The sequence below is a fragment of the Acinetobacter sp. UBA3025 genome (genome assembly GCF_002367915.1).
Classification (GTDB): Bacteria; Pseudomonadota; Gammaproteobacteria; order Pseudomonadales; family Moraxellaceae; genus Acinetobacter.
In genome coordinates, this window is sequence record NZ_DFDO01000252.1 from 1 (window position 1) to 9,331 (window position 9,331).

Annotated in this window: 7 protein-coding genes; 2 read left to right on the forward strand and 5 right to left on the reverse strand. The window is 41.0% G+C overall.

From position 1 onward, the window contains the following. On the forward strand, window positions 1–629 hold a 629-nt coding region (locus B4J23_RS10700), incomplete at its 5' end, for an ATPase, T2SS/T4P/T4SS family (RefSeq protein ID WP_291360551.1). A 402-nt stretch (window positions 630–1,031) separates the two neighbouring features. Next, window positions 1,032–2,228, forward strand: coding sequence for a PilT/PilU family type 4a pilus ATPase (locus B4J23_RS10705; protein WP_125278619.1), 1,197 nt, complete (start codon window positions 1,032–1,034; stop codon window positions 2,226–2,228). A gap of 74 nt (window positions 2,229–2,302) precedes the next feature. On the opposite strand, the gene B4J23_RS10710 is transcribed toward B4J23_RS10705, so the two are convergent. The 5 genes from B4J23_RS10710 to B4J23_RS10730 form a co-directional block, all read right to left on the reverse strand. Further along, window positions 2,303–3,478 carry an MFS transporter gene (locus B4J23_RS10710; protein ID WP_291360553.1) on the reverse strand — a complete coding sequence of 392 codons (1,176 nt, stop codon included), beginning with the start codon at window positions 3,476–3,478 and terminating at the stop codon, window positions 2,303–2,305. A 251-nt stretch (window positions 3,479–3,729) separates the two neighbouring features. Continuing rightward, entirely contained in the window at window positions 3,730–4,104 is a 375-nt protein-coding gene (gene gcvH, locus B4J23_RS10715) for a glycine cleavage system protein GcvH (protein ID WP_166138133.1), read from the reverse strand. 82 nt (window positions 4,105–4,186) lie between these two features. Next, window positions 4,187–5,215 carry an AraC family transcriptional regulator gene (locus tag B4J23_RS10720; RefSeq protein WP_104426084.1) on the reverse strand — a complete coding sequence of 343 codons (1,029 nt, stop codon included), beginning with the start codon at window positions 5,213–5,215 and terminating at the stop codon, window positions 4,187–4,189. Window positions 5,216–5,590: 375 nt separating this feature from the next. After that, window positions 5,591–7,447 (reverse strand): ABC transporter ATP-binding protein, encoded by a 1,857-nt coding sequence (locus tag B4J23_RS10725; RefSeq protein ID WP_291360556.1) that lies wholly within the window; start codon window positions 7,445–7,447, stop codon window positions 5,591–5,593. 245 nt (window positions 7,448–7,692) lie between these two features. Beyond that, entirely contained in the window at window positions 7,693–8,952 is a 1,260-nt protein-coding gene (locus B4J23_RS10730; RefSeq protein ID WP_125278616.1) for a mechanosensitive ion channel family protein, read from the reverse strand. Window positions 8,953–9,331: the final 379 nt, after the last annotated feature.

Sequence of the window (9,331 nt, forward strand, 5' to 3'; positions counted from 1 at the left end):
CGCTCTTCCGATCTATTGGTGTAGATTGCGTTTCCTGGCACAATGCACTGATTAATACCATGCGGCAGGCACCTGACGTCATCGTGATTGGCGAAATCAGGGATACAGACAATATGGAGCATGCAATTGCCTTTGCTGAATCTGGCCATTTATATCTTGCAACACTCCATTCTAATAATGCCGATCAGGCACTGGACCGGATTATTAACTTCTTTCCAGAAGAACGCCGTAATCAGTTACTGCTAGATTTATCAGCTAATATCAAAGCCGTGATTTCTCAGCGGCTAATTCGCACTGAAGATGGTAAAGGTCGTCGGGCTGCGGTAGAAATTCTGCAAAATACCCCTTTAGTTTCTGACCTGATTCGTAAAGGTGAATTCCATGAACTTAAAACGATTATGGCTCGTTCGCGGGAACTGGGCATGCAAACCTTTGATCAGGCATTATTTGATTTATATAACCAAGGCATTATTTCTTATGAAGAAGCCTTGCGTAATGCAGACTCCAGCAATGAATTACGTTTGCAAATCAAATTAAAGAGTAGTCGTATCAATCCTGTTTTACAGGCAGAAAATGCCCAGATTTCACTTCTGGAACAGTCCAGATCGCGTGCACTTTCACCTGACTAATCTTTGTTTTTAATAAACAGACTGCCATTTAGCTCAATAGAACTGAGTCATAAATCTTCTTTAATGGTGGCTTTTAAGCAAGGCAGCTTTCAGCCACCTATCTAATTTTTTAATTTTATTCTTACTTGCCTGGTGAATTCAGTTTCACCATCTTGCGTTTATCCTGAATATGATCTTTTTCATCGTAATATTCTTTTAAAATGAAATAGGTTTTAAAAGGCAATATATGTCTACTTAATTGATATTTAATTGAACTACATCACATAATTTTTAAAAAATATTTTCTTTATAAATCAAATCTGTTTGGGGCTTTAAAAAAAACACTGCACAATAAAAATCAAATGATATTTGCATGAATCAAGCATTTAAATTCATGTAATTGTGTATTTCCAGGGGAAGAGAATGTTCACGGCAGAACTGTTGGACGAAGCAAAAAAATTCATGCATCACATGCTGACCAAAGTAGTGGAATATGGGGGCTCAGACTTATTTATTACCGCAGATTTTCCACCGAGTATTAAACATCAGGGCTTAATGAAGCCCTTTGGACAACAAATTCTTACTGCTGAAAAAACCAAACTGTTTGCTTATAGCTTGATGAATGATAAACAGCGTCAAGAGTTTGAAGCTGAACTAGAATGTAACTTCGCGATTACTGTACCGGGTGTATCGCGCTTCCGGGTAAATGTTTTTGTACAACAGCTTCAGGTCGGGATGGTAATCCGGACCATTACGGCAGAAATTCCAAATTTCCAGAAACTGAAATTACCAGAATCATTGAAACACGTGATTATGGAAAAACGCGGTCTGGTACTGGTTGTAGGAGGAACGGGTTCAGGTAAATCGACCTCTCTGGCAGCGATGATTGACTACCGCAATGAAAATTCGGCGGGGCATATCATTACCGTGGAAGATCCGGTGGAATATGTACATAAACACAAGAAATCCATGATTACTCACCGTGAAGTTGGAGTCGATTGCCATTCCTGGCACAATGCGCTGAAAAATACCTTGCGTCAGGCCCCCGATGTAATTCTGATCGGTGAGATTCGGGATACCGAAACCATGGAACACGCAATTGCCTTTGCTGAAACCGGACATTTATGTCTGGGTACACTGCATTCCAATAATGCTAACCAGACTTTGGACCGGATTATTAACTTCTTCCCGGAAGAACGCCGTAATCAGTTATTAATGGATTTATCTTCGAATATGAAGGCGATTATTTCCCAGCGTCTGATTCGTACTCAGGATGGAAAAGGGCGTCGGGCTGCAATTGAAATCATGTTAAATACACCTTTGATTTCTGATCTGATTCTAAAAGGTGAGTTTCATGAGCTGAAAGCCATTATGGGCAAATCTCGTGAACTGGGCATGCAGACTTTCGATCAGGCCTTATTTGACCTGTATAACGAGGGTGCGATTTCTTATGAGGAAGCATTGCGTAATGCTGATTCGACTAATGAATTACGTTTACAGATCAAGCTGAAAAGCAACCGCCAGGATAATCCTGCTGCTGGAGAAGCAACACAATTTACAATGATGCAAGAGCCGAAAGCTGAAGAAAAAGAACAGGAAAATACTTCAGCATCTGAATAAATATATCTTCGTATCAGAATTAAAACAGGCAGTTCATCTGCCTGTTTTTTATTATATTTAGATATTAACTTGTATTAGGCGGTCTTAACTTGAACGACCAGTTTAAAGTAAACAATACTGCATAAGGTGAGTAAACTACAGAGAATAAAGGCGAACTGATAACTATAAGTCGCAATAAGCGCCCCAATCAGTAGCGAGCCGACCGCAATTCCTACATCATAGAAAGTATAAAAAGTCGAAGTCGCATAACCAATCCGATGTTTCGGTGCACGTTGAATGGCCACTGTCTGGATGCAAGGTTGTGCGCTACCAAAACCGACACCAATCAATACCGCAGCCAGCAGGAATCCCCATAGGGTCTGAATCTGACTCAGTAAAAAGAGTCCTAAACTAAATACTAATAGCGCAGGATAAATCACATATTGTGGGCCTTTACGATCGTAAATTTTTCCGGTAATCGGACGTAAACTCATCATGGAAATGGCGAATACGACAAAGAATAAGCTGGCATAAGTCATTAGATTTTTACTGGCAGCAAAAGGCGCAATAAAAGACATGATGCTGGCATAAGAGAAAGAAATCAGAGCTGCCAGAACAGCAACAGGCAGCGCTTTCTTTTCCACAACATCAGACAACACCAGTCCTTTTTTTTCAGGAATAATTTGAATGATGTGCTCAGGCTCCTTGACCGGAATCATTAAGCAGAAAGCAAATCCGATAAAAACTAATGCAATAAGCAATGTTGTGATCTGAAAATAAGACCAGTATTCAATCAGACTTAAGCCAATCAATGGTCCTAGAACAATGCCCAGATTGACTGACATGACGTAATAGCCCATGCCTTCGCCTTTACGCTGTTCTGGAATAAACTGATTCACCACAGGAACACAGACTGTAGTCAAAATACTAAACCAGATCCCATGCAAAAAACGGATGATAAATAAGGTCGTCAGCTGATCGGCAAGCAAGTAGGCTAGGGAAAATAGACTGAAAAAGATTCCAGAAACAATCAGGGTTTTACGGATACCCAATTTCTCAATAATCAGGCCGCTAAATGGTCGTACAGCAATCGCTGAAATCATGAACAAGGTCATGGCCAGACCAGCTTGGGCTAAGTTTCCGCCTAATTCTTTCAGAATATAAATCGGTAAAATCGTGGTTTGTGCAAAATAGAAAATAAATAAAAACAGGTTATTGGCCAGACACAGCACAAAAGGCTTGGTCCATAAAGGCAATAGATTGGATTTCATAATTTTCCTAAATTGATCTATAGGGAAATGCTACGGTGAACATGAATATTATTTTTATAAAGCAGCCTGAGCTATCTGATGCGAGTGATAGCAGGTACAGCAAAGACTTTAAGAAAAATGTGTGAAAAATACAATAAAATTCCGATATAAATACATTGTATTTGATGGTGAGCTTTAAATACGAAGTTTTCAATGCGTAAAAAAATCAGCCCGCAGGCTGATTCTTATTTTTCATGTCAAATCGAAGTGGCTTATAGGCCAGCTTCATATTCTGTTTTAGACAATAGCTTTTCTACATCTGCCATATTGTCCGGTTTGATTTTATAGATCCAGCCTTTGCCGTACGGGTCATCATTAATGAAGTCAGGATCATCTTCAAGCGCAGCATTGATTTCAACCACTGTACCAGAGACAGGTGCATGAATATCAGAAGCGGTTTTTACTGATTCAACCACGCCAGCCTGTTCGCCCGCAGTAATATGTGAGTCAAGATCTGGTGCTTCTACATAAACCAGATCACCTAATGCATCCTGTGCATGGTCGGAAATACCGGTCACAACAAGATCACCCTCAATGCGTACCCATTCATGTGTACTTGCGTACTTTAATTCTGAAGGATGATTCATTGATAACTCCCTAAAAATCTTAAGATCATTTTTGATATGTTTTATACATTCTTTTTGGTCAAAACAAAAGGTTTATCCATGCTTATAAATAAGGATCTTTACGCCAGTTGCTCGGGCTACGACCACTCCAGCGCTTAAACGCCCGACTAAAATTGGCCACATCACTATAGCCAAGTTCATCAGCGATCTGCTCCAGAGTAAAGTCTGTACGGGATAATAAGGAAGTGGCATGCCGATAGCGCACTTCATCCACCAGCGTCGAAAAAGAAGTACCTTCAGCGGCCAACTGACGCTTTAAGGTTCGATCTGACATATGCAGGCGTTCAGCTACGCTTTCAATACTCAGATAATGCTGTTCGGAATGAGTCAGAATATCCCGCACCCGCATGGCAATCCGATGCCGTTCACCTAAAGCAGATAATTCGGCTTCACACTGGTTAATCGCAATCTGGCTGGCAATTGGATCAGCATGTACCAACTTGTTCATCAGGTAGCTTTTATCAAAACTTAAAATTAAATGCGGCTGTTCAAAACGGAACTGATGCGTAGGAAATTTCGCCATGAAGCGTTCAAAGCCTTCCGGCTTTTTGAAATCGAAGTCGATTTCACCGGTTGCATCGTTAACCCCGGTAATGGCTTTTGCCATACTGATCAGGCCAATCATCAGGGCAATCGAAATTTCGGTACGTAGCGGTTCAAGCTGAATATCAGTTTGCAGCTGTACGGTTGCCTTAGCGCCAAAGGTCGAGAAAAATAACTGCAGGAAGGGTAAGCGTAGCTGAATGAATCGGTTCGCCAGCACCAGAGCTTCGGTAATATTATTCGCCGTCATGATGGCATAACCGATAAAGCCATGAATCGAAATCCGCATCTGGGTACCTAAGTGATAACCCAAGGTTGGTTCACCAGTGAGCTTCAAGGCATGCTTGACCAGTTCATTGGCCACAGGGGTCGGAATACGGTAATCAGGATCTGCCAGCTGTTCACTGGTCAGGCCAAAAGGCTTAAAAAGCGACTCATTGTTATACCCCCAGCGGGAAATGACATCGAGAAGCAAGAGACCGTATACACCTGGAATACCTTGGTCTTGGCGTGGAGCTATTGTTTTCATGCGCGATCCGTTGCACTCTTTCAAATTTTTTTATTTTCACTTCATATTGGCATGAAAAAGCCATTTTCTTGATAAAAATTGTTGGACAAAACTGTGGCAATTTCCACAAGCAGATTTCAATCAACTTCAAGCAGAGTAGCTCAATTTAAAGTTGGAAATCAATGTAAACCAGAGATATTTTAGGGATTTAATTTTAAGCCTACAGATTTCTATTAATTCAGAATAGGGCTGTTTTTTGAATAATCTGAAATCAAAAAATGCTGTGGAATAGTTGATATTCCCATAAAAGAAAACCAAAGCATTACTATTCAAGTGACTCAAATAGAATGCTTCGGTTTCTGTTGTAGATGTCAGCTACTACTGGATAGAGAGCAATTATGCTTCATGCAAGTTGTCAGTTTTAGTATGTTGCTGTACCAAGAAACCGCCTGTTTGACGTTGCCATAACTGCGCATAAATCCCGTTTAAGGCAACCAGTTCATCATGCGTACCTTGCTCGGCAATTTTCCCTTGATCCATTACAATCAGACGGTCCATCTGCGCAATGGTAGAAAGACGATGCGCAATGGCAATAACCGTTTTACCTTGCATCAAATCATCCAGACTATTCTGAATAGCCGCTTCAACTTCAGAATCCAGAGCACTTGTGGCTTCATCCAGAATCAGAATCGGCGCATCTTTCAAGAATACCCGGGAAATGGCAATACGTTGGCGCTGTCCACCAGAAAGCTTCACGCCACGTTCACCTACATAGGCGTCATAGCCTCTACGGCCACGCAAATCAGTCAGATTCGGAATAAATTCTTCTGCTTTGGCCTTGCGTACAGCTTCAAACATATCTTCATCAGTTGCATCCGGACGACCGTATTTGATATTTTCAGCTACGGTACGATGCAGCAAAGACGTATCCTGAGTGACCAGCGCAATATTTTTACGCAAACTGTCCTGAGTGACATCGGCAATATCCTGATCATCAATCAGAATACGGCCCTGATTCAGATGATAGAAATGCAATAATAATTGAATCAGGGTTGATTTACCGGCACCGGACCGACCTACGATGCCGATTTTTTCACCCGGACGAATGGTCAGATTAAACTGGTCAATCACCGGTTTTTCATTATAGGCAAAAGTGACATTATCGAATTTAATCTCACCTTGTTTAAGTTGCAGTTCTTTCGCATTTTCTTTGTCTTGAATATTGATTCGACGACCCAGAGTTTTCATTCCGTCCTGAATAGTACCGACATTTTCAAACAGGGCAGAGGTCTGCCACATCATAAACTCGGCAATACTATTCAGCTTTAATACCATTGCTGTAGTGGCTGCAATGATCCCGAGCTGCGCCTGACCTTGCATCCACAGCCAGATTGCAGTACCCAGCACACCTGCATACAGCACAACGCTCAGCATCAGAATGCTGATTTCGTATTGAGCGCCCAGACGCATCTGTTTATACACCGTAACCATAAATTCCTGCATAGAGGATTTGGCATACTGGCTTTCACGACCCGCATGCGCAAACAATTTTACGGTCTGAATATTGGTATAGGCATCAGTCACACGTCCGGTCATGACTGCACGCGCATCCGCTTGTAAGGATGAAATTTTGCTTAATCTTGGAATGAAATAGCAAGCAGCACAAATAAACAAGAATAGCCAGACCATAAGCGGCAAGATAAGTAAGGGTGAAATGGCACCCAAAACAATATTAATTGTGACGAAATAAATCAGCACATAAGCCAACATATCGCCCAAAATGACCCAGAATTCCCGGATCGCCAGCGCCGTTTGCATGACTTTGGCCGATAAACGTCCGGCAAAATCATTATGGAAGAAGTCCAAACTCTGTTTGAGCAATAAATTATGGAAGCGCCAACGCAGACGCATCGGGAAATTACTGTATAAAATCTGATGCTTGATCAGGGACTGGGCACTGGCAAACAGGATATTGGCCAGCAAGATAATACTCAATAAGGTCAGGTTGCTGGCATGTTGATCTAAAAAAGTCTCTGGCTGACTTTGACTCAACCAGTTCACCAGATCACCAATTTTTGAATAGAGTAAAGCCTCAAAACTGGCTGCACCTGCGGTACACAATACTAGAATCAGCAAATAACGGCGTACCCCATAAGCTGCCTGCCAGACAAAGGGGAAAAACCTGGTGGGTAAAGGTTGATTCAGGTTTTTGGTGGGATAGGGATCTACCAGCCGTTCAAGCCATCGAAACATTCACGTACTCTTATCATGTATTTTCTTTGCGGAAATTATAAAGGATTCTGCTTTTTGAAGTCTGAATTTGAGTGAAATTGCCACAAATGTTTAACTAAATCAAACTTTAGGTTGCAGAGCAGAAACTCATGCCAGATTTATACCAAATAATATGAAGACTAAAAATAAGAGATTGAATTCATTTTAAATACTGAATAAAAAGCCCGAAATAAGAGATTATTTCGGGCTTAAGTTGAGAGGTTAGTTTAAGTGATAATCGGAGATGAAGAACTCGCGTTAAAAGATTCCTTAAAATCACTTCCAGAAGGCGCCTGATATACCTTCAAGCCAAATTCCGGAATAATCGCCAGAATATGGTCCATGATATCTGACTGGATATTCTCATACTCTGCCCAAACCGTCGTATTGGTGAAAGCATAAATTTCCAGTGGCAAACCTTCGCTGGTCGGTTGTAACTGACGCACCATCAATGAGAAATCTTTGGCAATACCCGGATGCTGTTGCAGATAAAATTCCAGATAAGCGCGGAACGTTCCTAAATTGGTCAGACGGCGCTGGTTGTATTGTGAATGATGCTGGAGCTGCTGGTTAAACTTCTCTAGTTCTTCTGATTTGGTATTCAGATATTGATCCAGCAGGATAAAATTTTTCAGCTTGTTCTGTTCTTCAGCCGTCATGAAATGTACGCTGGTTTGATCAATATGAATTGAACGTTTGATCCGGCGGGCACCCGCTTCCTGCATGCCGCGCCAGTTTTTAAAGGTATCAGTCACCAGTTTATTGGTCGGAATCGTGGTCACAGTCTTGTCAAAGTTCTGCACAGTCACTGTATGTAATGACATATCAATGACATCACCATCGGCATTTAGGGTCGGCATTTCAATCCAGTCACCAATACGTACCATGTCATAAGATGAAATCTGAACCGAAGCCACCAGTGACAGAATCGTATTTTGAAAGACCAGCATCAGGACAGCGGCCATCGCACCAAAGCCAGCGAGCAAGGTGAATACATCTTTTTTCAGGAAAGTGCCTAAAATCATCAAGCCACAAACAATGAAGATGATCAGCTTGACCAGCTGTAAATAACCTTTAATCGGCTTGTTGCGTGACTTGGGATTACGCTGATAAATCAGGTTAAAGATATTCAGTAACTCACCGAGTGCCAGAGCAATGGTCAGGAAAATAAACGCCTGAGCACCCATTTGCACAAAGGTTTGCACCTTATCGGATAAATGCGGGACAGTGGTAATCCCGTTCATGATCACGATTGCCGGAACAATATTGGAAATCCGGCGAATCACACTATGTTCAGCAAAAATCTGATTATTGGCAAAGGGCATTTTGGAAATCAGTTGACGAATACCGCGTACGACAATCTGTTTGGCAAACACATTGGCAAGGATGGCCAGTAAAATCACAATACTCAGTGAAGATAACATTTCCAGCCATGGGTACTGATCGGCCCAATCTCGAATATTCTGAATAAAATTAAACTGTTCCAACTGATCTTTCTCTCTAACTCAAAAAATTTGTTAGAGTTTATAGGTTTAAACGCAATTTTTTAATCTTGGATAACCTTTTAAAACATATCTTTCTTAGAGGCTGCAAACTTAATCACTATTCAGGCATTTGTTTTTATTTTATCGGAACAGTATTTTTTTCCTTGAGGTTAATTCAGATTGAATAGATCAATGAAAATTGATTGGTTAATGGCTAGGAAATGTGAAAAATCGATAGAACAGCCTAACTTGGTATTCCTATGCTTCTTTTTAAACTTTAAAAAATTAAAAAAGGTCAGAGTGAATTAAAGAATTTAATATAGCGTTTAATTATGTTAATTCGACATAACTTAATCTTTATTAGACCTCTTGCGAAAGTAAA